Origin of the sequence: Flammeovirga agarivorans (assembly GCF_012641475.1) — a bacterium.
Classification (GTDB): Bacteria; Bacteroidota; Bacteroidia; order Cytophagales; family Flammeovirgaceae; genus Flammeovirga; species Flammeovirga agarivorans.
The window spans coordinates 1-24,467 of the sequence record NZ_JABAIL010000018.1; the positions used below are offsets into that span (position 1 = coordinate 1).

Annotated in this window: 25 protein-coding genes and 4 tRNA genes; 23 read left to right on the forward strand and 6 right to left on the reverse strand. The window is 33.9% G+C overall.

Translation table 11 applies throughout. The features are described 5' to 3' along the window. Window positions 1-308 precede the first annotated feature (308 nt). From HGP29_RS27560 to HGP29_RS27580, 5 genes are all read left to right on the forward strand, one after another. Complete coding sequence (locus HGP29_RS27560; protein WP_257794016.1) at window positions 309-659, forward strand: HU family DNA-binding protein; 351 nt, start codon at window positions 309-311, stop codon at window positions 657-659. 75 nt (window positions 660-734) lie between these two features. Next, complete coding sequence (locus HGP29_RS27565) at window positions 735-1,598, forward strand: tetratricopeptide repeat protein (RefSeq protein WP_168885703.1); 864 nt, start codon at window positions 735-737, stop codon at window positions 1,596-1,598. 383 nt (window positions 1,599-1,981) lie between these two features. Further along, entirely contained in the window at window positions 1,982-3,541 is a 1,560-nt protein-coding gene (locus HGP29_RS27570) for an Rne/Rng family ribonuclease (RefSeq protein WP_168885704.1), read from the forward strand. A gap of 160 nt (window positions 3,542-3,701) precedes the next feature. After that, window positions 3,702-4,001 (forward strand): thioredoxin, encoded by a 300-nt coding sequence (gene trxA, locus HGP29_RS27575; RefSeq protein ID WP_168885705.1) that lies wholly within the window; start codon window positions 3,702-3,704, stop codon window positions 3,999-4,001. Window positions 4,002-4,054: 53 nt separating this feature from the next. Further along, window positions 4,055-5,050: a tellurite resistance TerB family protein gene (locus tag HGP29_RS27580; RefSeq protein WP_168885706.1), complete on the forward strand. Its 996-nt coding sequence runs from the start codon at window positions 4,055-4,057 to the stop codon at window positions 5,048-5,050. A gap of 62 nt (window positions 5,051-5,112) precedes the next feature. Here the strand turns inward: HGP29_RS27580 and rseP are convergent, their stop codons facing one another. Both rseP and dxr read right to left on the reverse strand, forming a co-directional pair. Further along, the gene (gene rseP, locus HGP29_RS27585) at window positions 5,113-6,465 is read right to left on the reverse strand and encodes an RIP metalloprotease RseP (protein WP_168885707.1); all 1,353 of its coding nucleotides are present in this window, start codon (window positions 6,463-6,465) and stop codon (window positions 5,113-5,115) included. A 62-nt stretch (window positions 6,466-6,527) separates the two neighbouring features. Beyond that, complete coding sequence (gene dxr, locus HGP29_RS27590) at window positions 6,528-7,685, reverse strand: 1-deoxy-D-xylulose-5-phosphate reductoisomerase (protein ID WP_168885708.1); 1,158 nt, start codon at window positions 7,683-7,685, stop codon at window positions 6,528-6,530. 67 nt (window positions 7,686-7,752) lie between these two features. On the opposite strand from dxr, the gene HGP29_RS27595 reads away from it, so the two are divergent. The 7 genes from HGP29_RS27595 (at window position 7,753) to HGP29_RS27625 (ending at window position 14,193) form a co-directional block, all read left to right on the forward strand. Then, entirely contained in the window at window positions 7,753-8,148 is a 396-nt protein-coding gene (locus HGP29_RS27595) for a hypothetical protein (RefSeq protein WP_168885709.1), read from the forward strand. Window positions 8,149-8,275: 127 nt separating this feature from the next. Beyond that, entirely contained in the window at window positions 8,276-8,656 is a 381-nt protein-coding gene (gene gcvH, locus HGP29_RS27600; protein WP_168885710.1) for a glycine cleavage system protein GcvH, read from the forward strand. 80 nt (window positions 8,657-8,736) lie between these two features. Further along, window positions 8,737-9,360 carry an NUDIX hydrolase gene (locus HGP29_RS27605; RefSeq protein WP_168885711.1) on the forward strand — a complete coding sequence of 208 codons (624 nt, stop codon included), beginning with the start codon at window positions 8,737-8,739 and terminating at the stop codon, window positions 9,358-9,360. A gap of 7 nt (window positions 9,361-9,367) precedes the next feature. After that, window positions 9,368-11,605, forward strand: a complete 2,238-nt coding sequence (locus tag HGP29_RS27610) for a WG repeat-containing protein (protein ID WP_168885712.1) — start codon at window positions 9,368-9,370, stop codon at window positions 11,603-11,605. Window positions 11,606-11,677: 72 nt separating this feature from the next. Further along, window positions 11,678-11,878: a hypothetical protein gene (locus HGP29_RS27615; RefSeq protein WP_168885713.1), complete on the forward strand. Its 201-nt coding sequence runs from the start codon at window positions 11,678-11,680 to the stop codon at window positions 11,876-11,878. 108 nt (window positions 11,879-11,986) lie between these two features. Continuing rightward, window positions 11,987-13,204 (forward strand): CHASE2 domain-containing protein, encoded by a 1,218-nt coding sequence (locus HGP29_RS27620; protein WP_168885714.1) that lies wholly within the window; start codon window positions 11,987-11,989, stop codon window positions 13,202-13,204. A 104-nt stretch (window positions 13,205-13,308) separates the two neighbouring features. Continuing rightward, the gene (locus tag HGP29_RS27625; RefSeq protein ID WP_168885715.1) at window positions 13,309-14,193 is read left to right on the forward strand and encodes a hypothetical protein; all 885 of its coding nucleotides are present in this window, start codon (window positions 13,309-13,311) and stop codon (window positions 14,191-14,193) included. 49 nt (window positions 14,194-14,242) lie between these two features. Here the strand turns inward: HGP29_RS27625 and HGP29_RS27630 are convergent, their stop codons facing one another. After that, window positions 14,243-14,956 (reverse strand): TVP38/TMEM64 family protein, encoded by a 714-nt coding sequence (locus HGP29_RS27630; protein ID WP_168885716.1) that lies wholly within the window; start codon window positions 14,954-14,956, stop codon window positions 14,243-14,245. A gap of 138 nt (window positions 14,957-15,094) precedes the next feature. Here HGP29_RS27630 and HGP29_RS27635 point away from each other — a divergent pair. The 11 genes from HGP29_RS27635 (at window position 15,095) to HGP29_RS27685 (ending at window position 21,422) form a co-directional block, all read left to right on the forward strand. Then, window positions 15,095-15,167: transfer RNA gene (locus HGP29_RS27635), tRNA-Thr, on the forward strand. Window positions 15,168-15,214: 47 nt separating this feature from the next. Further along, a tRNA-Thr gene (locus tag HGP29_RS27640) sits at window positions 15,215-15,287 on the forward strand. Between the two features lie 47 nt (window positions 15,288-15,334). After that, a tRNA-Thr gene (locus tag HGP29_RS27645) sits at window positions 15,335-15,407 on the forward strand. A 65-nt stretch (window positions 15,408-15,472) separates the two neighbouring features. Continuing rightward, window positions 15,473-15,545 (forward strand) — tRNA-Thr (locus tag HGP29_RS27650). Between the two features lie 214 nt (window positions 15,546-15,759). Then, the gene (gene rpmB / locus HGP29_RS27655) at window positions 15,760-15,996 is read left to right on the forward strand and encodes a 50S ribosomal protein L28 (RefSeq protein ID WP_168885717.1); all 237 of its coding nucleotides are present in this window, start codon (window positions 15,760-15,762) and stop codon (window positions 15,994-15,996) included. Window positions 15,997-16,042: 46 nt separating this feature from the next. Continuing rightward, the gene (rpmG, locus tag HGP29_RS27660; protein WP_044212429.1) at window positions 16,043-16,225 is read left to right on the forward strand and encodes a 50S ribosomal protein L33; all 183 of its coding nucleotides are present in this window, start codon (window positions 16,043-16,045) and stop codon (window positions 16,223-16,225) included. A gap of 2 nt (window positions 16,226-16,227) precedes the next feature. Beyond that, window positions 16,228-16,380, forward strand: a complete 153-nt coding sequence (locus HGP29_RS27665; RefSeq protein WP_084005937.1) for a DUF4295 domain-containing protein — start codon at window positions 16,228-16,230, stop codon at window positions 16,378-16,380. Between the two features lie 275 nt (window positions 16,381-16,655). After that, on the forward strand, window positions 16,656-17,654 hold the full coding sequence (ftsY, locus tag HGP29_RS27670; RefSeq protein WP_168885718.1) for a signal recognition particle-docking protein FtsY: 999 nt from the start codon (window positions 16,656-16,658) through the stop codon (window positions 17,652-17,654). Between the two features lie 148 nt (window positions 17,655-17,802). After that, window positions 17,803-18,618, forward strand: a complete 816-nt coding sequence (proC, locus tag HGP29_RS27675; RefSeq protein ID WP_168885719.1) for a pyrroline-5-carboxylate reductase — start codon at window positions 17,803-17,805, stop codon at window positions 18,616-18,618. Window positions 18,619-18,656: 38 nt separating this feature from the next. Continuing rightward, window positions 18,657-19,628 (forward strand): 6-phosphofructokinase, encoded by a 972-nt coding sequence (gene pfkA / locus HGP29_RS27680; protein ID WP_168885720.1) that lies wholly within the window; start codon window positions 18,657-18,659, stop codon window positions 19,626-19,628. A 279-nt stretch (window positions 19,629-19,907) separates the two neighbouring features. Beyond that, window positions 19,908-21,422 (forward strand): SulP family inorganic anion transporter, encoded by a 1,515-nt coding sequence (locus tag HGP29_RS27685; protein WP_168885721.1) that lies wholly within the window; start codon window positions 19,908-19,910, stop codon window positions 21,420-21,422. A 57-nt stretch (window positions 21,423-21,479) separates the two neighbouring features. Here HGP29_RS27685 and HGP29_RS27690 read toward each other — a convergent pair whose 3' ends face one another. From HGP29_RS27690 to egtB, 3 genes are all read right to left on the reverse strand, one after another. After that, window positions 21,480-21,944: a DUF4268 domain-containing protein gene (locus tag HGP29_RS27690; protein ID WP_168885722.1), complete on the reverse strand. Its 465-nt coding sequence runs from the start codon at window positions 21,942-21,944 to the stop codon at window positions 21,480-21,482. Window positions 21,945-22,013: 69 nt separating this feature from the next. Next, window positions 22,014-22,955, reverse strand: coding sequence for an L-histidine N(alpha)-methyltransferase (gene egtD / locus HGP29_RS27695; RefSeq protein ID WP_168885723.1), 942 nt, complete (start codon window positions 22,953-22,955; stop codon window positions 22,014-22,016). 18 nt (window positions 22,956-22,973) lie between these two features. Beyond that, on the reverse strand, window positions 22,974-24,125 hold the full coding sequence (egtB, locus tag HGP29_RS27700; RefSeq protein WP_168885724.1) for an ergothioneine biosynthesis protein EgtB: 1,152 nt from the start codon (window positions 24,123-24,125) through the stop codon (window positions 22,974-22,976). Window positions 24,126-24,467 lie beyond the last annotated feature (342 nt).

A 24,467-nucleotide genomic window follows, 5' to 3' on the forward strand; every position in this document is an offset into this window, starting at 1 on the left:
GCAGTTAAGCCCTACAGTGCTGATGGTACTGGGTTAACCCCCGGGAGAGTAAGTCGGCGCCACATTCATTAGATATAGAAGGTTAGTTAACACAAGATGTTGGCTAACCTTTTTTATTTGGGTGAAAAATATCTAATAATTTGTTAATCAGTGCTTTATAATGAAAAAGTACTATTATTTTAACGTATTGATTATTACCTTTGTAACAATAATTTAGGCTAACAGCCCTCTGTTATTCAATAAGTTATTCTTTTGATGTTTTTTGAATAACGATGGTTTAAATCTTATAAATATAAAATATTACTAAAGTGACTAAAGCAGAAGTAATCACAGAAATTCTCAGAAAAATTGAGAAACGTCAAGAGGCACAGACTTCGAACGCAGCGACAATGGTAGAAGTAGATAAAGAAATTGTAGGTCAAGTTCTTGAAGACTTCTTTAACGTTGTGAAGGACAAAATGGCTGAAGGTAATAATATCTATATCCGTCGTTTTGGTAGCTTTGTGAATAAAAAGCGTGCTAGCAAAAAAGGTAGAGATATCTCAAGAGGTGAGATTATTCCAATTCCTGAGCACTTTATTCCTAGCTTCAAACCTTCGAAAGAGTTTGTAGAAAAAATTAAAGGAAGTGATAAAGTTCGTTTAATCAACGAAAATTAATCTTTATTGCAATGAAATGCATAAATTGTCCATGCCTATCTAGGTATGGACATTTTTTTTAATCTCAAATAATATATGGGAAATAAACAGTATATATTGATAGGAGCAGGTGTCGTTATGATAGCTATCCTTGCATTTTTACCAAAGGCTGTAATTACTGATAATTCAGAGGCGGTCGCACAAACAACAAACACTTCTGAGGCTGAACACGAACATACAGAAGGTGACGGTCATGATCATAGTCAAGATGCTAATATGAACATGGCACATGATAAATTACCAGCGGATACACAGAGAACTTTAGATTCACTAGAACACGCATTTTCTACAGCTAACACCAACCAAAATAAAGCAAAGGTAGCAGATGAAGCATTTGATATCTTATATCGTATGAATAAATTTGACCAAGCAGGAGGATGGAAACTTGCTTTGTACGGTCAAACAAATAATATAGACGACTTAAAAGAAGGTGCAGATGCTTACTACGAAGCATTTACTTTTGCTATGAGTGAGCAAAAATCAGCAAGCATGGCTAAGTTGGCTAGAGAGAATTATGAGGATTACCTCAAAAAGCATGGAGAGGACTTGGATGTAAAAGTGAAAATTGGGATGACTTATGTTGTTTCATCATCACCAATGCAAGGAATTATGAAGATCAGAGAAGTGATTGCAGAGGATCCCAACCATAGGCTAGCTTTATCAAGTTTAGGTATTTTATCTATGCAATCAGGACAATATGATAAAGCAGTAACAAGGTTTGAAAAGTTGAAAGATTTAGATCCAAATGACCTGGAATCTAGATTTTATTTGGCGATGGCACTGAAGCAATCTGGTAAAGATAAAGCTGCATTAGAGGAGATGAAATACATCAATAAAAATGCTGATACTGAGGAAATTCGCGTCTCTTCGACCCAATATTTAGCGGAATGGGATAATTAATGTAAATAAGTGGAGAAAAAATCAAATTAAATTCGTCTTTCTCCTATTTTATATTTAAATTGCGCACTCGTTTGGAAGGTATATTGCATACTTTCTAATCGAATAAGTGAAAAGATTTCAAACAATATAAACTGTAAGAATATGCCTTGCGGTAAGAAAAGAAAAAGACATAAGATTGCGACTCACAAGAGAAAGAAAAGACTTAGAAAGAACAGACACAAGAAAAAGTAATGTTCTAGTCGCAACTTACAAAAACCTTGCTCTAGTGAATCTAGGACAAGGTTTTTCCTTATTTTAGTAAAGTGAAGTATCTTAACGTAGATACGCATGCATTTTTATGTATGTTAAATATATTTTATTGTTAACCTTAAACTTTTATTGAGTTGAGTAATGAATTAGTTATCAATTCAACGCCGGAAGGCTCTAGAATTGCTCTCATGCGAGATAAAAGTCTGGTGGAACTTCATTATGATAATGATGAAACTAAGTTTCAAGTAGGTGATATCTATTTGGGAGTTGTAAGAAAAGTAGTTCCAGGTCTAAATGCTGCATTCATTGACATTGGATACGACAAAGATGCTTTTCTACATTACTTGGATTTAGGTCCTAAAGTAAGATCTCTCTTAAAGTATATCAAACTGGCTCAAGGTAAACATCACAAGCATGTGTCTGAAAACCTAAAGCAGTTCCGTTTAGAACCTGAAATTGATAAGCTCGGAAAAATCAATGAAGTACTAAAACAAAATCAAAAGATTTTAGTACAAGTAGTAAAAGAGCCAATTTCGACTAAAGGCCCAAGATTATCATGTGAACTCTCTTTAGCGGGAAGATATCTAGTTCTCGTTCCATTTAGTAATACTGTCAATATTTCAAAGAAAATCACTGATGCAGGTGAAAGAAAAAGACTTCTTAAGCTTGTCAATTCTATCAAACCTGAGAATTTTGGTGTAATTATCAGAACTGTTGCAGAGGGACAAGAAGTTTCTGAGTTGGATAAAGACTTAAGAGACCTTGTTACAAAATGGGGAGAAGGTGTTGAAAAACTTAAAGTAGCTAAACCTAGAGAGAAAGTTATTGGCGAGATTAATCGTGCAACTTCAATGTTGAGGGATATCCTTAATGAATCATTTGACAATATTACTGTTGATGATAAAGAAGTTTACGAAGAAATTCGTCGATTTATACAACAAATCGCACCAGACAAGACCGGTATTGTAAAACATTATACTGGTAAGACCAAGCTTTTTGAACACACAGGTATTGAAAAGCAACTAAAGACACTCTTTGGACAAACTGTTAGCTTAGGAAGTGGAGGGTATTTGGTGATTGAACACACCGAAGCACTACATGTTATTGATGTTAACAGTGGAAATAAGTCGAATGCAGAGAATAATCAAGAAGCTACTGCATTCAACGTTAACTTAGAGGCTGCAACAGAAATCGCCCGTCAGTTACGTCTACGTGATATGGGAGGCATCATCGTCATTGACTTCATTGATATGAAGAAAGCTGAACACAAACAGAAATTGTATCAGCACATGAAGACGGAGATGAAAGCAGATCGCTCTAAACATACAGTATTGCCATTGAGTAAATTTGGCTTAATGCAGATTACAAGGCAGCGTGTAAGACCTGAATTAAGTATTGTTACTAAAGAGAAGTGCCCAACTTGTAATGGAACGGGTAAAATCACGGCATCTATTGCTATCGCCGATCAAATCGAGGCAGAAGTATTATACCTGATAGAGAACCAAAACGATCAAAAGTTAAAACTAGGAGTACATCCTTATCTCTATGCTTACTTTACAGGAGGATTTCCTTCTCGCAGAATGAAATGGTTCTTGAAACATTTCAAATGGATCAAAATCTTCGAAGATTCGTCATTAGGCTTATCTGAATACAAGTTCTTTGATCATCATGATGAAGAAATTTCTTTAAAATGATAAGTTAGCTTCTATCACACAAGATGTGGTAGAAGCTTTTCTTTTATTCTATTATATGTATATATGAAACTATATTCATTTGATATTCGTTTTTAATCTTTGATATTTGATAAAAATGAAAGCACTTAACAGAGTATTTAAAATTTAATTTATTTACCTTATGTCAAAATTTACTAACTTAATTCAGAATTCGGAAGTACCTGTATTAGTTGACTTCTATGCCGATTGGTGTCAACCATGTCATATGATTGCCCCTACCATCCGTTCCATTAAAAATAAAATGGGAGACCAATTAAAAATTGTAAAGGTGAATGCGGATAATAACCAAAAAGCAATGTTGAAATATCATGTGAAAAGTATTCCAACATTAATATTATTCCATAAAGGGAAAATCCTTTGGAGAAATGCCGGTGTAATTCCAGAAGTTGAATTATTAAAAGTCATAAATCAATACATCTAGCACTACCTCTTAAAGTATAAATTGAGGTAGGAATTAACAATTTATACTACAACATGTCTAATCTTAATATCAAAACTGAGGTAATACAAGCTTCACCTCTGGCTACATTAATACTATCTTGTAAAGATGTTCCTTCTTCATCATGGCTCGATTATGTAAAAGCCCTTCTTGCAATAGCAGGAGCTGATGGTGAAGTGTCCGATGAAGAAATGGATTGGGTGTTCCAAGACTTTCTTAATATTGTCGGAGCTACGGAGGAACAAGTAGAAGAGGTAAGGTCTTTTGATTTTAAAAATGTAGACTTGGCTGAATTGCTTTCTTCTTTAGATATTGATGTACCTATGAACTACAAAAGAACATTGGTATATGATGCAGTGATGATGGCAAGAGCAGATATGGTATATGCAAAAGAAGAAAAAGAGGCTGTTGCAAAAGCTGCAGAATTATTGGGAGTGCCATTCTTTATAGCTAAAACAATAGAAGGTTTAGTAAATACAGAGAAGTCGTTAGAGATGATTCGTAAATCGTTATTTGAGTTGGAAGACGACGAGGCTCATCCAATTCAAGATTTAGCTTCTCTAAACATGAAACCAGCTTCTGTATTAGAAAGAAATACTTTTGGTGTAAGGTTTACAAGTGAGGAGACTCAAAGAAATTATGGTTATGCACTAATGATAATTTCAGGAGCAGATGGAATAGTTTCAGAAGCAGAGAAAGATTGGTATTTGAATCAGTTTTGTGAAGTGTCAGAAACACCGATGGCAATAGCACAAGATGTTTTAAGTTTTGATTACCTAAATGGAAATTTAGAAGAAGTATTGAATAATTTGAAAGTGGATGTCTCTATCAACTTCCAAAGAACACTTCTCTATAATGCTATTAAAATGGCAAATGCTGATGAAGACTTTCCTGAGAAGGAAAAAGCAGCAACTGAAAAAGCAGCAGAGCTATTAGGAATAACAAAAGACATTGCAGAAACCATCTATTATTTAGTAGATACTGAAGCAAAAGTACTTAAGATGAGATCAACACTATTTGATTATAAATAAATAAAAAAGCCACTCTAACAATATGATGTTAGAGTGGCTTTTTCATTTATGATACTTAATATTTATCTCGAAATTAATTTAAAGATATCATTACCAAATGCGAATACCATAATCGATAATAAGATTAACATACCGATTTGTTGAGCAACCATTAGTACCTTTTCAGAAGGTTTTTTACCAGTGATAATCTCATAAGTTAGGAAAACCACATGTCCACCATCTAAGGCGGGAATTGGTAAGAAGTTCATAAACGCAAGTACCATTGATAGCATACCTGTGATTGTCCAGAACTGTAACCAATGCCATGTACCACCATAAACCTCGGCGATACCGATTGGGCTACTTACAGATTTACTTGCAGAAACTTCACCTCGGAATAACTTACCGAATGCTTTTATTTGTACAATAATTACATTAAATGCATCCTTAGTACCGACAGGGATTGCTTCTAAGAAAGTATATTGTTTGTACTCTGCTTTTAATCTAGAGTTCATTTCGAAACCTAGTGTACCTTCATCAGAAACTTTAATATTAAGGTCAACAGGTTGTTCATTTCTTAAGACAGTAAGTGTAATTTCTTTTCCTGATAATGGAGCTAAAGCTTGTCTAAATTCATTGAAGTAAGGAAGTTCTTTACCATTAATAGCTACAGGAACGTCTTTAGGTTGTAATCCTCCTTTGTCTGCAGGTGTACCAGGTAGAACTCTCTTTACAATAAATGGATCTCTTGGGTAGACGTAAGACATTTTTTTATATTCGTCTTCACTCATCCATTCAATCATTTCTTTTGGGATATCTACCCTTACTTCTTTACCTTCTCGCTCAACAGTTAAATAGCTATTTTGCTCAAGAAGAAAATTAGGATCAACAATGTCTCTAAATTGCTTGACAGGTTGCCCGTTGGCGTTAATGATTTTATCTCCAGTTTTTAAGCCAACTCTTTCTCCAAGTTCTGAGGCATAAATACCATATTTATTGATTTCAGAAATAGGTAAATATCTTTCGCCTGTAGAATAAGAGATACCGATAAAAATAAGAATACCTGTAATGATATTCATTATAATACCTCCAAGCATTACAATTAATCGTTGCCATGCTGGTTTTGTTCTAAACTCCCAAGGTTGAGGCTCACTCTCTAGGTCGTCAGCACCCTTAGATTCATCAATCATTCCTGCAATATCAACATAACCACCCATTGGAAACCATCCTAAGCCATACTCAGTATCTCCTCTTTTCAATTTGAAGATTGAGAATTTTAATAAGTTGGGAAATGGGAATAGGAAATCAAAAAACAGGTAAAATTTATTGACACGTATTTTAAAGAATTTGGCTGCCGCAAAATGCCCAAACTCATGTATTCCAACTAAAATTGATAATCCCGCTAATAACTGAGCGGCCATTACAAGTCCTTCCATTCTATAAATTAACACACAGATTTTATCTAATCATTATAAAACCTGTCTTCAGGTGATAAAAATTATTTATTAGTCCAATTTTTAGCTAATTCTCTTACATTTTCATCAGTTGCAACATAATCTTCATATGTTGGATTAGCAATAAACTGATAACTCTCCATGCAATATTGGTTTAAACCCGCAATATCGAGAAACTTTATTTCGTCATTCAGAAATCTATCAACAGCAATTTCATTTGCTGCATTTAATATACAAGCACTATTACCTTTTTGTTCTAAAGCTTTGTAAGCTAATTCAAGATTTACAAAAGTTTCTTTATCTGGAGCTTCGAAAGTTAAAGTAGGGTATGCTGCAAAGTTAAACCTTTCAAAATCTGAAGGAAGTCTATTAGGGTATCCTAATGCATACTGAATTGGTAGCTTCATATCGGGTAAACCTAATTGAGCTTTAATACTTCCGTCATTAAATTGTACTAATGAATGTACAATGGATTGAGGGTGTACAACTACATCAATTTGTTCGCCTGAAACATCGAACAACCATTTTGCTTCAATAACTTCTAATCCTTTGTTCATTAATGAAGCAGAGTCGATAGTTATTTTAGCTCCCATGCTCCAATTAGGATGTTTGAGTGCTTGGGCTTTTGTAACTTCTAATAGATCTTCTCTTTTCTTTCCTCTGAAAGGACCTCCAGAAGCTGTTAGAATAACTTTTTCAATAGGGTTTTGTTCTTCTCCAACTAGGCATTGGAATATAGCAGAATGTTCAGAGTCTACTGGAATTATCGCTACATTTTTCTCCTTAGCTTTTTGAGTGACCAATTCGCCTGCTACCACCAAAGTTTCCTTATTAGCTAATGCTATGGTAATTCCTTGATCAATGGCAGTTAACGTAGGTTTTAGTCCTGCATAACCCACTAATGCTGTTAAAACAATATCTGAAGTAGCGTTTTCAAGAGCTTCACAAATACCATCTACAGAAGCTAAAACTTTTATTTCAGTATCAATTAATGCTTCTTTCAGTTGTGAAAATTTATCTTTATTGCCAATTATGGCGTATTTTGGTTTGAATTCAATACACTGTTGAATAAGTAGTTCAACATTATTTCCCGCAGATAGAATGCTTACAGAAAATAATGAAGTATTTGCTCGTATTACATCAAGTGCTTGTGTACCGATTGATCCTGTAGATCCAAGGATCGCGACTGACTTTAATGTCATAAAATCTTTTGTTTTTCGTATTTACAAAATTGTAAATCTACAATGGGAGTGCAATTTAATACCTAAAGTGTTTTTCTGTTTAATTTTTTGCTTCTCAATACCATCAATTTCAATTTATGGTCAAGAAAAAGCAATAAGTATCGATACCGAGTGGAAAGAAATCACTTTAGAAAATCAAGTGTCTTTAGAAGTTCTTAAGAAAACACCTCGAGCTGTTCTAAAAACCTATGCAATTTTAAAATTACAAAATCTTGATTCTATAAACGATAAAAAGGTACACCTTTCTTTAGATCTTTTCTATGAAGATACTACTTATCATTTAGAAAAAAGTCTGATTTTACCCGTAAATGAAAAAATTCTGCTTCAGAAGGATATGAACCCAAGTATTAATGAAATTCTGGTAGAGAATTACTCACTTACGGTAGGTGATACACTACATTTTTTTGAGAAGGACTCTTTGTAGTATTTTAAAATTGATTTAAACTGTAAATAAACATTGTATATATCTTTCTTTCGTTGTTTATTTGGGCAAAATTATTCGTCAATGTAGACGACCATAGATAAATCACATATTTATTTTAATAAAGACCATGAATTTTCCAGCAGAATTAAAGTATACAAAAGACCACGAGTGGGTACGTGTAGAAGGTGAATTTGCTTTTGTCGGCATTACTGAGTTTGCTCAAAGTGAGTTAGGTGATATCGTATTTGTTGATATTACTGCTCTTGACGAAGAAGTGGAAGAAGGTGAGGTGTTTGGTTCAGTAGAAGCTGTAAAAACAGTTTCTGATTTGTTCATGCCTGTATCAGGTGAAGTGGTTGAAGTCAATGAAGCTATCGATTCAGCTCCAGAATTAGTGAATTCAGATCCTTACGGTGAAGGCTGGATGATCAAAATCAAATTAAACGATGCTGCTGAAGTAGACGGTTTAATGAGTAGCGAAGATTACCAAAAAGAAATTGCAAGCTAATTTCTTGTATAAAATATACTTTTAAGGAGTTGAGCATTGTTTGTTCAACTCTTTTTTTTCATCCTTATTTGATACCCACAATGCATTTCTATACAGGAAAAATCTACTTTGAAATAAGAGCTGTACACAATAAGCACCCAAAGGAACATCAGTTTGTTATTTTTGGAAATGCCTCTGCAGAAACAGTTTGGTCACGTTATAAGTCTGCGGCTGAAAATGATACAGTAGGGCAACCAAAATATTTATTTTACACAATAAACCTAGAGGAAACAAAGAAGCAACTATTAGAGAAGTTCCAGGTAAGAATTGCAGGTGGAGGAGTGGTATTTAATCAGAATGATGAGCTCCTTGTTATTAAAAGAAATGGCATTTTTGATATACCTAAAGGTCATTTGGATAAAGGGGAGACTATAGAGGAATGTGCAGTTAGAGAAGTAGAAGAGGAGACAGGAGTAAAGTCTACTATTGAACATTTATTGATAGAAACATTTCATACTTACCTTTATAAAGGAAAGCATGTAATGAAACACACCTATTGGTATAAACTAAAATTAAATGAAAACCATGAAGTAACCTTAGTTCCTCAGCAAGAAGAGGGAATTGAAGAAATTCATTGGATGAATATCGAAAAAATTAAAACTACAGTATGGAAAAATACTTATCAGTCTATTAAAGACGTTTTTCTATCGTGTGGAGTGAAATAAATCAAGAATGATCAATCAAATTCTAAAAATAGTACTGGTATTATCAATGTTTGGATGTCAGGAGTTATTGGCTCAAGAGATCATTCAAACTATTGAAGGTTATCAATTACAAAATTCTAAAGGTAAGATCTTAACCGATATATTTTATGATGATATGGGGTGGTCTGATGACGCTAACCCTGAAAGTAAACCTTTTTTTTATGGACAATTGATAGGAGTTCAACTGAATGGAAAGTGGGGACTTATTAATACAAAAGGAAAGGAAGTTGTATCACCAAAATATCAAACGATCAATTATTTCACTAATGGAATTTCTATCATCAGTGAAAACGGCAGGTTTGGTGCCATGAATACATCAGGTAAAGAAATAGTACCTTTAACGTTTTCTAAATTAAAGATGATGTCTGGTAATTTAGAAATGTTGGTTGCATCGAGTAATGGATTACAGGGAGTAATAGACTTTAAAGGGAATACCATTCTGCCAATAGAATATATTAGTATTCAATGGGCTGGTCCGAAGCTGTTAGCAGCAATGAATCAGAAAGGGGAATGGGAGTTGGTATATCATGATGGCACTCCTTATTCAAAAGAAAGGTATACGTCATGGAAGTGGTTACATCAGCCCCAAAAGTTACTTTTAGATATTAATGGTAGAAAAGGTTTACTGGATAATCAAACTGTTGTTGAATATGAAGTGAAATATAAATCTATTTCATTTACCGATTCTACTTGTATTGTAGATACTTACCCAACTTATGTTTTAGGTACGTTAGATGGAACATCACTTTCTACATGGAACTGTGATAGTATTCAATATGCTTCAGATACGTTAATTCGGTATTTTGTAGAAGATAAAGTTGGTGTGGCGACTATTCATGGAAGAAATCAATTCTTTAATTTTTATGATGTTGTTGGCGATTTTGTCAATGGGCAGGCCATAGTTCAGAAGAAAAATAGATTTGGCGTTTGTGATACTTATGGCAAACTAATTATACCATTGAAGTTCAATAATATCAAAAGAATGCCTACAGGGCATTATTGGACATTGGATGAGACGAACTTTACAGATATATATGACCACAAAGGGAAAAATATTACGTACCATAATTATGATATGGTAGGTGAATATTCTCAAGGAAAATATTTAGTAAGAAAAGCAAGGAGGTATGGTTATTTGGATAGCAACTTAAAAGAGTGGATCTCTCCTCAATTTACCGATGCTGAATCATTTGTTGGTCCCTATGCTGTTGTGAGAACGAATGATTATTATGGAGTAATTGATTTGAATAGAAAATGGGTGATCTCTCCCGTAGTTGACCGACTGAAAACCATTTCTGAAGGTTTGTATTATTTCGAAGACAATCAAAAATGGGGAACACTAAGTGCAGAAGGCTATGAATGGTATAGAACTGATGACGCAACAGTAGAATCTTTTGAGGATGGATATGTCATCATGAAAAAGAGAGGGAAATATGGGTTATTGACGAACCAAGGAGAACTTTGTTTAAATACACTGTATGATTCTTTGGAGTTTTCTAATCTGGATGAAGGTAGAGTAAACATGTATATAGATAGTACTTGGCTCTATAAAGATGTTTATGATGATGAAGGAGAACCTAAAAGAAATGCTTATCAAATGTATGAAGAAGTAGGTGTACCTCATGAAGGATTCACTGAAGTGAAAATGCGAGATAAATATGGTTTTATGGACTATTTAGGTAGAATGCGTTTAACGATTCAATATGAAGCTGTAAAGCATTTTTCAGAAGGTGTGGCTCCTTTTCAACTAAATAATAAATGGGGGTTTATTGATAAAGAGGATCGAATTTATCTACAACCAAGATATGAAGAATTATTTCCTTTGATTAATAATATGTCCAAAGCAAAAAAGAATGGCTATTGGGGAGTGATTGATAGAAATGGAGAAGTGGTTATTCCTTTTAAATATGAAGCCATCGAAAGGACTTCTTTTGGTAATTGGTATGTATGGGAGAAAGGAGGGAAAATGGGGATTTATGAACCAGGTGGAACAATTGGTATATATGGTAAATATACTTCGATAAAAGATCTTGGAATTGATTATGTCATTGTATCACAAGATAAATTATTAGGCGTAGATAAAATAAATGGGTTAGTTAGCTGGGGACAGAAATATTATCAAATTTCATTACTAAGTAATAAGAAATGGTTTGCTCTAACCACTTCTTTACCTTCAGAATCTATCAAATCTATTCCTGTGAATTAAGAATTATTATGTTCGATAACCGAACGTAACTGTCTTATTTATAGTTTAATAAAGTGGATTAATGTTCGCTTTATGAGAAATTTATACTACATAGTTCCTTTGCTGTTTATACTATTAATGTTAGTAGATATTAAAAGCACGGCAAAATCTGAGGTTAAAAGAAAACCTATTGAAAGAAATATTATAATTTCTGATCATGCTGAAATACTAAAAGATGGAGTTTTAGTAGAAAAATATTCAGATGGGAGTATAGATTTATATATTGAAGAATAAAAAGTACTTTACTATAGATTAAAAATGCCTTTGTTGACGTTATGTGAACAAAGGCATTTTTTTTGCACTTTATTTTCCTACATCATCTACTATGACAACCTGTTCGATATGACCAAAATAAGACTAATTAATAAAGAAGCTTTTTTAGGAACTGTCTTTATCTTTCTATTTATGTGGGCACTTCAAGCTTCAAACATTCAAGTGGAGCTCATCAATGTTTTTGAACAAGTATTCGAAAACTTTGAGTTGACAGATGTCTATTACTCAAAATTAAGAAGTCAACAATCTGAATCTTTTGAAGATGAAGTTATCTTGGTGAATATTGGTAACTTAGATCGAAAAGGAATTGCAAAAAGTATTTTAAGGTTATCAGAAGGTAAGCCTAAAGTGATGGGAATAGATGCAACATTTGTTGGCCCCCGTCCTCAAGATCCGGCTGGAGACTTTCTTTTAGCACAAGCATTAAATAAAGTTGGAAATTCTTTTGTCATGGCAACAATGCCAGATGATTGGGATCTCAATAGAAACGAGTTTGATACTCTAGTAATGCCTTACGCACCTTTTGCTGCTCGAACGGATCATGGTCATGTATATACAGGTATTCTTACCGATGAAGATTTTACCACTTGGAGAAACTTTCCTACCTATATTGAAGTAGATGGAAAGAAGGAATATGCTTTATCTGTCAAGCTTGCTCAAAAGTTTGCTCCAGAAAAAACAGAAAAATTTTTAGCTAGAAATAATCAAGTGGAATCGATCTACTTTAAAGGCAACTTAGATAAATTTATCAAACTTGATATTTCTGATTTTGAAGATCCTAATAGAACCTTTGAGATTGTGAAAGATAAAATAGTTCTGTTAGGGTATATGGGAGATGGATATACAGATAGACACTGGGATGCAGATAAATTCTATACGCCATTAAATAATAATGTTGTAGGTAGAGGTTATCCTGATATGTTTGGGGTAGTGGTTCATGCTAATATTATTTCCATGATATTAAATGAAACCTATATCGATATGATGCCAGATTGGTTAAGTTATGTCTTGGCATTTTTAGTCTGTTACTTGAATGCTATCATTTTTATGTGGATTGTTGAAAATAGAAATTTAGCCATTTGGTATAATGCGATTACGAAATCAATTCAGTTACTCGAAGCGATTATCATTTTATCAATGACTATGTTATTATTTGGTTCATTTAGGTACCATGCAAACTTCGCATTGCTATTTCTGGTAGTTCTACTTTCCGGGGATTTAATTGAAATATTCGCAGAGATAGTCTTGCGTATGTTCTTCAAAGCAAAGGATAAATGGAAAAAATAGTGATTTTTATTAATTTGCAAATAACTTTTAATGTTAATCAACGTATGTAATAATACGGATGATTTAATCACGAACTTCTGAAGAAAATAATATCTTATAATACTATGAAAATCAAATTACTAAGCTTTCTTTTTGTTCTAATTTCAATACCTTTTGCTTATGCTCAAGAAGCAAAGTTTATGGTATTAGGGGCGAAAGGAGAGATCACATCAAACGGAAAAAATATCCATGCTGGTGATATGATTTTATCCGGAACTACTATTGACATTAAAGGAAGTACACCCTATTTAGGGTTAGCATATATCGCAGGAGGTACTTTGGAATTAAAAAAGCCAGGGACGTATAATGTTGCTGATTTAGAAAAAGGCTTATCTAATCAGGACAATGATCTTGTTTCAAAATATGTTGACTTCATCAAGGATGAATTAACAGGTTCTACAGCTAATGCAAGTACTCAAGCAAAATATGGATCTGTAACTAGGTCATTAAAGAAAAAGCCGATCTTCTTTTATGTACCAATCAACTCTAACGCAATCAAGTCTAATGTTAACTTAACATGGGCTATGAAAGAAGGTGTTGAAAAGAAGGATAAAACGTTTAAATTATTTATTAAAGATCGTAAGCAACATGTGCTTATCGAGAAAGAAGTAACAGGAACGACTTACGCATTGGATTTAAATGATCCGGAGCTGAAAGATCAAAAGTATTTATTCTACTATGTAGAAGATGCAGATAACCATAAAATCGCTTCAGATGTTTATGCATTCGAAGTGCATAAAGATGGAGGAGATGCTCAAACAGATAAAGCTTTAGAGCAATTAAAGGCAAATGATACTGCTATTGGTCACTTGATCTTAGCAAAGTTTTATGAAGATAAAGGTTTTATTGTGAATGCTTCAACTTCTTATGAGCAAGCAATTGAACTGTCAAATGGAGATGAACAATACATTAAAATGTATGAAGATTTTCAAGCAAGATACGGAAGTTAATTTCCTGTAAGTAAGATATTACTTTAGAATGACCACTCTTAATATTGAATTAGGAGTGGTCTTTTTGTTTACTAGCTTCTAGCTCTCGTTGAATATTTTTACTAAAAACTCTGGTGAGACCAACAATCGATATTATGATAAGTCCTCCTATGATTAACTGAACGATAGTATTACTATTCACATTGGAGAGATCCTGTATTTCTACAATAGATTTACCTACCCATACAGAAACAATTGTTCTTGGTAGCATACCAATGAAAGAACCAATAACGAATTCTTTTAAAGGAGTTTTCGCCCAAGCTAACATCAGATTACTTAATGCAAATGGTAAGATGGGAGAAACTTTAGTAAAAGCTACAATCTTGATGGGCGACTTATGTACCGTATTTATTATTGCCGTTGCTATCGGATATTTCTCTAATGAAGAAGCAAACTTTCCTTGATCGATCCATTTTACTAGATGATAACATATAACAGATGCTATGACATAAGAGGGGATAACACCAAATAATCCTTCCCAACCAAGAAAATACCCAGTGAGTAATGCGATAAAAGTGGTAGGTGTTAGAGCACATGCCATAGTGATACTAGTAATAATAAAGAACATTACCCAATAAGAAAATGGGAAAGCTAGTATCTCCGATTCGTAGGTATAAGCTAAGCTAACGATGCTTGAACTAGTAATAATTGGGAGTATACTTAAGCCACCACCGACAGAAAATGACGATGCATTTTGCTTTAAAAACTGCTTTATTTTGTTCATTTTCGATTCATTTCCTGAATAAATGCAAATTATTTCTCTACAAAGTAAAAAAAAACTAATCTAATTTGTGTAATTAAAATTAAGAATCTATATTTGCATCGCTTTAATGAAAACGGGTGTTTTTATAAAGAGCAAAAGGCCTCATTAGCTCAGCTGGTAGAGCAACTGATTTGTAATCAGTAGGTCACTGGTTCGACTCCGGTATGAGGCTCACAACTTTTGCAAGACGTGCAATCGTATTAAAATACTAAAATACAAGCCTCATTAGCTCAGCTGGTAGAGCAACTGATTTGTAATCAGTAGGTCACTGGTTCGACTCCGGTATGAGGCTCGATATTTTAATCAAACATTCGTAATACGTACGGATTGATTTGAAAAGCCTCATTAGCTCAGCTGGTAGAGCAACTGATTTGTAATCAGTAGGTCACTGGTTCGACTCCGGTATGAGGCTCAAGTCTTGGAGTCAGGCAGTTTGGAAACAAACTCGGCGCTGGGTTAAAGACGAAATATGGTACTGCCTCATTAGCTCAGCTGGTAGAGCAACTGATTTGTAATCAGTAGGTCACTGGTTCGACTCCGGTATGAGGCTCATAGTAATGAAACCTTCTTTGTTGACTTGAGTATAAATATCTTGATAGTTATGTTTAAGTCTTCGTAGAAGGTTTCTTTTTATCTATAAAATTTTCTGATGATCCTCTGATCGTTAATGAATTTGAAACTTATAATATCCTAAGTATCTGATTATTTGACTTTTAGCTGAAAATTCAGATATTTGCGGACTCGTTAATTAAATATATATAAAGATGTCTAAAATCTGCGATATTACAGGTAAAAGAACGAGAGTTGGTAATAATGTTTCTCACGCAAACAATAAGACCAAACGTAAGTTCTTCCCTAACTTGCACAAAAAGCGTTTTTACATTCCTGAAGAGGATCGTTGGGTAACGCTAAAAGTTTCTTCAAGTGCTTTAAGAACAATCAACAAAAACGGTATCTCTGCTGTGTTGAAAAAAGCACGTAAAGAAGGTAAAACTTTCTAATTAAACTTGGTTTAACTTGGTATCACTTACCACAACATTATAAGTAATGGCTAAGAAAGGCAACAGAGTACAAGTGATTCTTGAGTGCACGGAGCACAAAGCATCTGGTCAACCAGGTACTTCAAGATACATCACAACAAAAAACCGTAAGAACACTCCAGATCGTTTGGAAAGACGTAAGTTCAACCCGGTTCTAAAGAAATACACTATTCACCGTGAAATTAAGTAATTATGGCTAAGAAGGTAGTAGCAACACTTAAGAAAGAAGGTGGCGTAAAGTACGCTAAAGTAGTGAAAGCTGTGAAATCTCCAAAGACGGGTGCTTACACGTTCAAAGAAGAGATTATCATGGAAGATCAAGTGAAAGATTACTTAGCTAAGTAATTTCTTTACATACTTATTCTTTCGAAAAACACCCTGCAACATGATTGCGGGGTTTTTTATTATCATTAATAATGTGATTTTTTACACTAAATAAGAACCTCAATGTTGATTTGATTTCAAATCAATGTTAAAAGTTTACGATTATTAGTACAGGAAGATCACTTCTAAATACTTACTTGCAAACAATTGGGATTCTAACTTTTATAACGTTATTTTTACCTAGTGAAGTAAGTATTTATAATCCTCATTTATTTAGAATTAACGCATCATAAACAATGGGCTTTTTTAAAAAAATTTTTGGTAAGACTGAGATAACTCAAGAGGAAAAAGATAACCTTGATAAAGGGTTGGAAAAATCTCGTGGATCAATCTTTGATCAGATCACAAAAGCAGTTGCAGGGAAATCCAAAGTTGATGATGATGTTCTTGATAACTTGGAGGAAATTCTTGTTACTTCAGATGTAGGGGTTGAAACTACACTGAAAATTATCAAACGTATTGAAGCTCGTGTTGAAAGAGACAAATACGTTGATACAAAAGAACTAAATAAGATTCTTCATGAAGAAATCGCAGGGTTATTAGATGAGAATAAAAGTCAGGATGTTGATGGCTTCTCAATCCCTGAAGGTATCGAAGGACCTTATGTTATGTTGGTAGTAGGAGTTAATGGTGTTGGTAAGACAACAACAATTGGTAAACTATCGGCAAAGTTTAAAGCCAAAGGTTATAAAGTGGTTTTAGGAGCTGCAGATACATTTAGAGCAGCAGCAGTAGACCAATTAAAACTTTGGGGAGAGCGTACAGGAGTAGATGTAGTTGCCAAAGGAATGAATGTTGACCCATCTTCAGTAGCTTTTGAAGCTGTAAAAAAAGGAGTTGAGTCAAATGCTGATATTATTATCGTTGATACAGCAGGTAGATTACATAATAAAGTGAATTTGATGAATGAGCTTTCTAAAATTAAAAGGTCAATGCAAAAAGTTGCTCCTGGAGTACCGCATGATGTAATTTTAGTTTTAGATGGATCAACAGGTCAGAATGCACAAAATCAAGCTAGAGAATTTATGAAAGCAACAGACGTAAGTGGACTTGCAATCACAAAGCTTGATGGAACAGCAAAAGGAGGCGTAGTGATAGGAATATCAGACGAATTTAAAATACCAGTAAAATATATTGGTGTTGGCGAAGGAGTTGATCATCTACAAGCCTTTAGAAAAATGGAATTTGTAGAATCTTTATTTGGTGGCAGAGATGCTACTGATACAAGATCATAATCATAAAAAAAGTCATCCAATAATTTAATATCGGATGACTTTTTTGTTTATACCAATAGTTGTAAGGGATACTTAGTTTGAGTTGTATCACATTATCCTAAAAAGATCGTAACTTACGCTCTAATTTTAGGACTAACATACTCGACAAATGAAGCCAGAAAAGATTACAATTATCGGTGGAGGTAATCTAGGACAAGCGATTGCTGAAGGACTTATTGCAAGTAATTATATTGCTGCAGAAAACCTAACCGTCACAAGAAGGAACCTTAAACTTCTTAAAAAACTGTCTGATAAAGGGGTTAAGGTAAGTAGTGACAATAAAAGTGCTGTGGAAGGTGCAGACTTAATAGTGTTGGCGATTAAGCCTTTCCAAATAAAATCTATAATGGAAGAAATAAAACCAAACCTTCTTCCATCGCAAATCGTTACTTCAGTAGTAACAGGTGTTTCTTTAAATGACATGTCTTCTGTATTAGGTGATGAACAACCCGTGTTCAGATCTATGCCAAATACTGCCATCGCTATCAGAGAGTCGATGACTTGTATTGCAACAGTGAATGGTACGGCTGATCAAAAAGAAATGATTGTAGATTTGTTCTCACAATTAGGAGAGGCAATTATAATTGATGAAAGCCTAATGGCAGCAGCAACAGTACTCGGTGCATGTGGTATCGCATATGCCATGAGATTTATCAGGGCAGCATCTCAAGGAGGTATTGAAATCGGATTTGGAGCTGAAGTATCTCAACTAATTGCTGCACAAACTGTAAAAGGAGCAGCCTCACTACTAATGGAAACAGGAAATCATCCAGAGCATGAAATTGATAAAGTAACGACACCAAAGGGGTGTACGATTGCTGGATTAAATGAAATGGAACATCAAGGTTTTAGTTCTTCATTAATTAAAGGTGTGAAGACATCGTTTAAAGCTATTGATGTGATTAAAGATGACTTTAAGAAGTAATTTAAAGCATATTATACAGTAAATAAAAAAGTGAATTAGTGAAAAAGATAGCCGTATTTACATCAGGAGGCGATGCACCGGGCATGAATGCTTGTGTAAGAGCCGTTGTTAGAACTGCAATTTATCATGGTATTGAAGTAATTGGTGTACGTAGAGGTTACAAAGGTATGGTGGATGCCGACTTTGTACCAATGACTTCTCATTCTGTTAGTAATATTATCGGGCAGGGTGGTACTATTTTAAAATCTGCGAGATTTGATGAGTTCAGAGATATTGAGTGGCGTAAAAAAGCATACGATAACTTAATCGCTGAAGGAGTTGAAGGACTAATTGCAATTGGTGGAAATGGTACGTTTACAGGTGCTAAATTATTAATGGAAAACTTTGGTATCCCAACAATCGGGTGTCCTGGTACTATTGATAATGATTTATTCGGTACGGATTATACCATTGGTTTTGATACTGCCGTAAATACAGCATTAGACGCTATCGATAAAATTAGAGATACAGCAGCTTCTCATGATAGAGTATTCTTTGTAGAAGTGATGGGACGTGATGCTGGTTTTATCGCTATGCAATCAGGTATTGCAGGTGGAGCAGAAGATATTCTTGTACCTGAAATTCCAGATTCTATTGACGAGGTGATCGAAAACCTTAAAAAAGGTGGAGAAAATGAGAAACCATCACATATTGTTGTGGTAGCTGAAGGTGAAGAGATTGGTAATGCTACATTTATTGCTCAAAAAGCAAAAGAAGCAATGCCAAATCTTGATATCAGAGTTTCTAATTTAGGTCACATCCAAAGAGGTGGTGCACCAAGTGCTTTAGATAGAATTCTAGCAAGCCGTATGGGTATTGCAGCTGTAGAAGGTTTGATCGCAGGAAAGTCAAATGTAATGTCAGGTATTATCAATGACCAAGTAACATATACAAGTTTTGATGATGCCATCAATAAGAAAAAACCGCTTGATGTTGAACTAAATAAGATGGTGGAAATCTTAAATAGCTAAGATACAGTCATCTATAAAGGTTAATAAATTATGGAATGAATGCAGAAAATGATACTTTTGCGTTCGTTCCATTTTTTTATGGATAATCTAAAACAATTATAAAGGACTGGTCCAATGTGATTTTCTGTTCAAAAGAACTACTTTATTCTGTTAGATAACACAATACAGGATATCAAATATATAACTATCAGCGATGTTCATTTCAAACTTATTGATCACTGATAGTAACATGTAACAACAATCTTCTCAAACTTTCAATTGCTCATTGTGAGCACAATAATGAAACAAAATTTACAATTAAGCTTAAAGGGGACAGATTTTAAAACAGAGATTCTGTCGGGGTTAACTGTAGCTATTGCTTTAGTTCCAGAGGCAATTGCCTTTTCTTTTATTGCAGGAGTTTCACCACTAGTTGGTCTTTACGCTGCAGTAGTGATGGGATTTTTTACTGCTGTATTAGGTGGTAGACCAGGTATGATTTCAGGTGCAACAGGAGCGATCGCTGTTGTAGTAATGCCTTTGATTGCTGATAAAGGTGTAGACTATTTATTCCCTGCAATTATTTTAGGAGGATTAATTCAAATTGTAGTAGGTGCTTTAAAATTAGGTAAATTCATTCGTTTAGTACCACATCCAGTGATGTTGGGTTTTGTCAATGGTTTAGCTATCGTAATTTTTAAAGCTCAGTTTAGCCAGTTTATGATTGATGGAGAATATTTAACAGGATCTCCATTATTCGTAATGTTAGGGCTAGTAATTCTTGCAATGTTGGTGATTCAATTCTTCCCGAAATTGACAAAAGTGATTCCTTCACCATTAATGGCTATCGTAACTGTATCTGCTATTGCTATTGGTTTAGGTATTGATACACCAACTGTTGGTGATATGGCTTCTATTAAAGGTGGTCTTCCTTCTTTAATTATGCCAGATGTTCCTTTTGATATGGAGACATTAATGATTATTCTTCCATTCTCACTTAAAGTGGCAGGTGTTGGTCTAATCGAAAGTTTATTGACCCTAACATTGATCGACGAAATTACAGAAACAAGAGGTAGTGGTAACAGAGAATCAATTGCTCAAGGTATTGCTAATATTATTTCTGGATTTACAGGAGGTATGGGTGGTTGTGCTATGATTGGACAGTCAATGATTAATATCCAATCAGGTGCTCGTCAACGTTGGTCTGGTATTATTGCTGCTGTGGCATTATTATCATTTGTATTATTCCTTTCATCAATCATTGAGCAAATTCCAATTGCAGCTTTAGTAGGGGTAATGTTTATGGTGGCCATCGGTACATTTGAATGGTCAAGCTTTAGAATATTAAATAAGGTTCCAAAAACTGATGTTGTAGTATTAATTACTGTTTCATTAGTAACTGTAATTGAAGATTTAGCTGTAGCTGTATTGATTGGTATTATTATGTCAGCATTATCATTTGCATGGGAAAATGCTGTACGTATTAGAGCAAGAAAGAAAACAGATGAGTTTGGTCGTAAGCATTATGAAATTTACGGACCATTATTCTTCGGTTCAGCTACCAACTTCTTCGAAAAATTCGATTTTAAAAATGATCCAAAAGAAGTAATTATCGACTTCTCTGAGTCAAGAGTTGCCGATTTATCAGGTATTGAAGCAATTAATAAAATCAATGAGAAATATGAAGAGTACGGAAAGAATGTAACTTTCATACATTTAAGTCAAGATTGTGTAGACTTATTAGCGAAAGCAAAATCTCATATTGAAATTGATCATGATCACGATCCTCACTATTCTGTAGTGTACGATGCATAAGTGTCATCAATAGAATTAAAAAGCCGATAAAAGTAATTACTCTTTTATCGGCTTTTTTTATTTGTAAAGTTCTTGAAAGATCTCTTTCACATCTCTCCAGAATTCATCAAGTTTTAAAATTCTAGGTTTAAGGAATTCATAGATTTCAGGTTGATCTTCTGGTTTGAACATATTCACTCCTTCTTTTTCGATATAGATTCGTGAAATGGTTTGGTATTGTTCGTTCTGTGCATGTAGTTCCCAAGTCCATTCTTCTTCAAGTATAGAATGAAGGTAACTTTTCATATCAATAAATTGATCATAGAATAACTCTTGAACTTCCGTATCCTTATGGGTGATATAGATACCAATGCTGCATTTCTTCTTATCTGCATCCATTTTGAAGAAGACATTTTTTACACCTGTCTTATAGTTGGTCCAGTTGATCCTTTTTCCTTCTTCGGATTTAAAAGGTTTAAGCATCTTACCGAATTGTGTCCAAAATTCAGCCCGTAATCTTGAATGTTCTTCTTTACTGTACATGAAGTTCTATTTATATCTATAATTTGAACTAACAAAGTTACTAAATGATCAACACCGAAACAGATTTCTTTAATTACTCTTCGTTAAAATCAGATCAGTGAAGTAATGTTTATGATCTGTAAATTGATGCTTCAATTGGAATGAAGTGCCCTCAATAATGTTTCGAATGATATCCAAGTCATATTTTCTACTTACTTCCGTATGAATTAATTCATCTTTTTTGAAATGAAACTCCTTATCTACTTCTTCGATATAGACCGATTGATTCTTGGAGCTTTTGATATAACTTTTGGCAATACCTTCTTTCTCATTATATGTCGCTAAATGAGAAAAGTCTTTTAATTTGAAATTACCACCCAGTTCTTTATTGATACGGTGTAATAAGTTTAGGTTAAACTCTGCAGTGATTCCTTTATTATCACTGTAGGCAGGTAGAACAATATTTTCAGACTTAATTAAATCTAGACCTAATAAAATACTATCACCAGAGTTCATTACATGATGAAGTTGTCCGATAAACCCTTTTGCTTGTTCATCTGTCATATTCCCCAAATTTGAACCTAGGAATAAAATGAGCTTTCTTTTATCTGTCTTAAAATCTTTGATCATTTTGAAATAATCACCGCAAATACCTTTTACCTTGAGAGCAGGAAGCCATTCATTCATTTTATCAGTGATATCAATAATCGCTTGTTGACTGATATCAATAGGTCTGTAAGTGATCTGATTGAAATCAAAGTTTCTAAGAAGTTCCTTGGTTTTTATACCATCACCAGCGCCTAGTTCAATAATTTCTAATTCACCATCATCAAATATCTCGGCAATATTTTTCCCTTGTGATTGCAAAATTTCCATTTCACAGTCGGTTAAGTAGTATTCGTCCAACTTCATGATTTGACGGAAAAGGGCTTCACCTTTTTTATCGTAGAAATACATTGAAGATAAAAACTTCTTATCATCTGAAAGCCCTTTTTCTACATGTTGAGCAAATAATGTTTTTTCACTGATCATAATTCTGATAATTAATCGTTAAAGAGATTTAGCTAGACGAATACCTGCGTATTGCCAACGATAATGTGGATGAAAGAAATTTCTATATGTTTTTCGACTATGATTTGGAGATGTGGCTACACTACTTCCTCTTAGTACCATAGTATTGATCATAAATTTTCCATTATATTCTCCTAAAGCCCCATCTGCTGTTTTAAACCCTGGGTAAGGTAAGTAGGCACTGTTTGTCCATTCCCATCTTTTTCCCCATTCAAATTTTTCCGCAGCGACTTCCCATTCAAATTCAGTCGGCAACCTCATGCCTTTCCAACGGGCGAAAGCCTCAGCTTCATAAAAGTTGATATGTGAAAGAATAGCTTTAGGATTAACTTTTTTCATTCCTCCTAATGTGAATTGATACCATTCCTCATTTTTCTTTTCCCAATAAAGAGGGGCGTTGACTTGATTTTCTTGAACCCAGCTCCAACCTTCATCCAACCATAAGTCAAACCGTTGGTAGCCGCCGTCTTCTATAAACGCCATAAAGTCTTCATTACAGACTAAGTCTTTAGCAATAGAGTAATTATGTAGATATACTTTATGCTTTCCTTGCTCATTATCGTAAGAGAATTGATCTCCCTTATAACCAATTTCATAGATCCCTTCATCTATATCAACCCATTCATTAAAGTAGTGAACCTTATCTTCCAATAAGCTTCCATTTTCTTTGTAAGTAGTCTTAAAAGGGTGTGAGAAAAATAAAAGCTTTAGATCAGTGACCATTAACTCTTGGTGTTGTTCTTCATGATTAATACCGATTTCAAGTAAATCCAACAGCTCTTTAGGTTGTTCATTTTGAAAAAGGGATAAAATATGTTGGTCTACATGAGTTCTATAAGCATAGACTTCCTTTACAGACGGTCTAGTAAGAACTCCTCGATTATTTCTAGCAATACGATCTCCTACATTATTATAGTAGCTATTGAACAAGTAAGAGAATTGAGCATCGAATTCTTGATACTCTTCTACATACTTTTTTAGAATAAATGTTTCGAAAAACCATGTTGTGTGACCGAGTTGCCACTTCATAGGGCTGGCATGTAAAGCAACTTGAGGGGTATAATCCTCTATTGATAATGGTGAGCAAAAGTTTTCAGTTTGTTTTCTTACCGAAATATAATGATCTAACATGTGTAGATTGAAATGAATTTTATGGTTATAAATGAAGTTGATTACAGTCTAAATAAACTTAATAAAGTTACTGTAGAAATGATTTCTGAAATAACTATGCAGTTTATTCTATCTATAATTTATTCACTATAAATGAGTTTACAAGTGTTATGATGTCTTTTTTTTGAATAAACTTGTTATTAAAGAAAACGATTGTACCTTTGCACTCCCTTCAAACGGAAGGCGATATGAAAAATACTCCTAGTGGGTGCTATTCATTTCAACATTTTGCAAAGAAGACAGCGATGTAAATTAAAATTTCAAATGAAATCAAATAAGCATTGCATATTAAATTTCTCTTCT

Excerpts from the sequence above, each read along its gene's own strand:
- egtD (WP_168885723.1), bottom strand. The coding sequence starts at position 22,955 with ATGATCAGTGAAAAAACATTATTTGCTCAACATGTAGAAAAAGGGCTT.
- HGP29_RS27665 (WP_084005937.1), top strand. The coding sequence starts at position 16,228 with ATGGCTAAGAAGGTAGTAGCAACACTTAAGAAAGAAGGTGGCGTAAAG.
- HGP29_RS27685 (WP_168885721.1), top strand. The coding sequence starts at position 19,908 with ATGAAACAAAATTTACAATTAAGCTTAAAGGGGACAGATTTTAAAACA.
- trxA (WP_168885705.1), top strand. The coding sequence starts at position 3,702 with ATGTCAAAATTTACTAACTTAATTCAGAATTCGGAAGTACCTGTATTA.
- dxr (WP_168885708.1), bottom strand. The coding sequence starts at position 7,685 with ATGACATTAAAGTCAGTCGCGATCCTTGGATCTACAGGATCAATCGGT.
- rpmB (WP_168885717.1), top strand. The coding sequence starts at position 15,760 with ATGTCTAAAATCTGCGATATTACAGGTAAAAGAACGAGAGTTGGTAAT.
- HGP29_RS27620 (WP_168885714.1), top strand. The coding sequence starts at position 11,987 with ATGACCAAAATAAGACTAATTAATAAAGAAGCTTTTTTAGGAACTGTC.
- ftsY (WP_168885718.1), top strand. The coding sequence starts at position 16,656 with ATGGGCTTTTTTAAAAAAATTTTTGGTAAGACTGAGATAACTCAAGAG.
- proC (WP_168885719.1), top strand. The coding sequence starts at position 17,803 with ATGAAGCCAGAAAAGATTACAATTATCGGTGGAGGTAATCTAGGACAA.
- gcvH (WP_168885710.1), top strand. The coding sequence starts at position 8,276 with ATGAATTTTCCAGCAGAATTAAAGTATACAAAAGACCACGAGTGGGTA.
- HGP29_RS27565 (WP_168885703.1), top strand. The coding sequence starts at position 735 with ATGGGAAATAAACAGTATATATTGATAGGAGCAGGTGTCGTTATGATA.
- HGP29_RS27630 (WP_168885716.1), bottom strand. The coding sequence starts at position 14,956 with ATGAACAAAATAAAGCAGTTTTTAAAGCAAAATGCATCGTCATTTTCT.
- rseP (WP_168885707.1), bottom strand. The coding sequence starts at position 6,465 with ATGGAAGGACTTGTAATGGCCGCTCAGTTATTAGCGGGATTATCAATT.
- HGP29_RS27690 (WP_168885722.1), bottom strand. The coding sequence starts at position 21,944 with ATGTACAGTAAAGAAGAACATTCAAGATTACGGGCTGAATTTTGGACA.
- rpmG (WP_044212429.1), top strand. The coding sequence starts at position 16,043 with ATGGCTAAGAAAGGCAACAGAGTACAAGTGATTCTTGAGTGCACGGAG.
- HGP29_RS27610 (WP_168885712.1), top strand. The coding sequence starts at position 9,368 with ATGATCAATCAAATTCTAAAAATAGTACTGGTATTATCAATGTTTGGA.
- HGP29_RS27615 (WP_168885713.1), top strand. The coding sequence starts at position 11,678 with ATGAGAAATTTATACTACATAGTTCCTTTGCTGTTTATACTATTAATG.
- HGP29_RS27605 (WP_168885711.1), top strand. The coding sequence starts at position 8,737 with ATGCATTTCTATACAGGAAAAATCTACTTTGAAATAAGAGCTGTACAC.
- egtB (WP_168885724.1), bottom strand. The coding sequence starts at position 24,125 with ATGTTAGATCATTATATTTCGGTAAGAAAACAAACTGAAAACTTTTGC.
- HGP29_RS27580 (WP_168885706.1), top strand. The coding sequence starts at position 4,055 with ATGTCTAATCTTAATATCAAAACTGAGGTAATACAAGCTTCACCTCTG.
- HGP29_RS27625 (WP_168885715.1), top strand. The coding sequence starts at position 13,309 with ATGAAAATCAAATTACTAAGCTTTCTTTTTGTTCTAATTTCAATACCT.